The organism is Yersinia pekkanenii (assembly GCF_001152565.1).
Classification (GTDB): Bacteria; Pseudomonadota; Gammaproteobacteria; order Enterobacterales; family Enterobacteriaceae; genus Yersinia; species Yersinia pekkanenii.
This window is the reverse complement of the sequence record NZ_CQAZ01000085.1, coordinates 4,512-6,765: the sequence shown is the minus strand read 5'-3', so window position 1 is coordinate 6,765 and position 2,254 is coordinate 4,512. Positions and strand designations below refer to the sequence as shown.

The window sequence follows — 2,254 nt, the reverse complement described above, 5'->3', positions numbered from 1 at the left end:
AGGCATCGTGAGATGCCTTTAAAAAGTTTGGGTAACTATTTCAGCCAGATAATCAATATCCCTACTTTATGCCCGTTTCCCAAACCTACCATGAATTACATTCTCACCATTTTCCAGGCTATCCATATAGTCGGCATACCATTGAAGCATTTCTCTGCGACCATTCAGATATTGAGCGTGATTATAGGTACCGCGAATACTGTTTTTATCGACGTGAGCCAGTGGTGTTTCTATCCAGGCCGTATTGAAACCCTGCTCATGCAAAATAGTGCTCATTGTGTGGCGAAAACCGTGGCCGGTGGCCCTGCCGTGGTAGCCAATACGTTTATGACCTGATTAATACTGGCCTCGCTCATTGGCTTTAGACTGTCATTACGACCAGGAAAAATTAATTTAAAGCGGCCGGTAATAGCACGCAGTTGCAACAACAACTCTAAAACTTGTTCAGATAAAGGAACCAGATGAGGACGACGCATTTTCATTCGGATAGTAGGGACTTCCCACAGACCTTTATCTAAATTGAATTCAGCCCACTCAGCAGCACGTAGCTCGATTGTTCGAACGCCGGTAAGCATGAGCAAACGGGTTGCTATTCGTGTTACAGGGCTACCGCTATAGGTACTAAGAGATTGAAGATATTCAGGAAGTTCAGCGGCTAAAAGGTGGGGGTAATACAGGGCTTACGCATTAAACTTATCGTTAATTAAATCAATTTATTATGGGTTATTAAATAATAATGACTCCATATAGCTATTATCCCATCCTGCACTTTTACGACGTGCACGAAGACTTATCTTGCTGCTTTTATCCCGTTTCACGATATTCAGCGCCATCTTACGCAACTGCGCGAACATTCGCGTCGACACCTGCTCGCGTATGCGTGAATCATCTTCTCTGAACGTCACATCCAGTACCCAGTGCAGGCTATTTTCAATCGCCCAATGTTTTCTCACTGCCGCTATTTGTATTTCAGGAGCATCACTACAACTGCTTAAATAATAACGTAAATCAGACGTTACCCCTTTGACATATTGAACACTGCGGATAGTTTCTACCATCACAACGTTCCGCACTCCGGGCCAGTCTTGTAAGCCACTCAATCTATCTGTAACAGGAATAACCCAGCCACGACGCCGTACCGTACGCCCATGGCGGTCATCGAAAGCGTCATAGGTGGGGTTAATTGAAGAGGGATAGCTCAGGCACTCTGTTTGGCAGAATGCCACCACGGCCTTATGCTTTTTGCTCTGGTTACCTTTAAGGGCCAATATATAATCTGCCTGCTGGTCGAGGATGTTTTGTGCTATGCCCCGCTGGCATCCCATTGCATCCAGGGTGACGATATTGCCTTTCAATGACAATCGGCTCAAAAGTTCAGGAATTGCCGTGATTTCATTAGACTTTCCGTCAACAGCCAACTGCCCGAGGCTGATGCCCTGTTCGGTAGCAAAAGCGCTGACAATATGCAAAGGGCCCTGTTTTATTGCTTTATTAAATGACCGCCGCACGGTTTTTCCATCAATCGCGATAACTTCCCGGTCCAGAGCCAAAAAGAATCCACTGACCCATTCATAGAAGCATTGTTCGAAGGTTTCCGGGTCAAGAAGGGTGAACACGCGGCGAAAAGTATCATGGGAAGGAATACCGGCCTCTAATCTGAGAAACGTCCGTAGCCAGTCTTCTTTCGACCGTCCATAGCTGGCGATATCCGTCCAGGAGTCTGCCCCGGCGATAACGGCACTGACAGCGATGATTAACACATCGATAAATCGATGCTGTATTCGCCCCTGACGCCGGGGATCAGGGAAATCGGCAAATGATTGAATCAGTCCTTTCATCAAAATACTCTCAACTAAATTTAGCAATTTATATTCTGAGTATACTGATTTAACACAAGTTCATTTTAATGCGTAAGCCCTGGTAGACGACCCGCCAAACTCGAGATAAATTTTTGCCAGATTCTGCAACTGATTAAAGCGGTTTTCATCCAGCCGCAGTTCCGCCTGACGGCGTTTTTCCTGAGCATCGAGCCAGAATGAGATACGTGCTGCGCCCTGCCGGTAACGCACTTCGTTTAACCGCTCCGACTTACGTGCAAGCTCCAGCCCCTCCCGAAGCCTTGTCTCCTGAGCCAGCAACTGATTACGCAGGGAAAGCTCGTCTTCGATGCTGCTCATAGCCTTATAAAGCAGCTGTTTAAACTCCAGCACTCGCTGCTCGTAATCGTTACGGGCAATTTTTACCTCGACTCCCC

General features: G+C 46.7%; 1 protein-coding gene and 2 pseudogenes (1 of these 3 running past the window's edge). All 3 read right to left on the bottom strand.

Annotated elements, in window-relative coordinates; all coding sequences use genetic code 11:
- Positions 1-66: 66 nt before the first annotated feature.
- A pseudogene (locus AEP37_RS21935) lies at positions 67-674 on the bottom strand (tyrosine-type recombinase/integrase); the annotation flags it as partial.
- Positions 675-716: 42 nt separating this feature from the next.
- Positions 717-1,838 carry an ISAs1 family transposase gene (locus AEP37_RS21930; protein WP_049615318.1) on the bottom strand — a complete coding sequence of 374 codons (1,122 nt, stop codon included), beginning with the start codon at positions 1,836-1,838 and terminating at the stop codon, positions 717-719.
- Positions 1,839-1,898: 60 nt separating this feature from the next.
- Positions 1,899-2,254 (bottom strand): annotated as a pseudogene (gene etsC / locus AEP37_RS21925) (macrolide efflux RND transporter outer membrane subunit EtsC); it runs 1,041 nt beyond the window's last position.

Coding starts and splice junctions, on each gene's coding strand:
- AEP37_RS21930 (WP_049615318.1), bottom strand. CDS start 1,838: ATGAAAGGACTGATTCAATCATTTGCCGATTTCCCTGATCCCCGGCGT.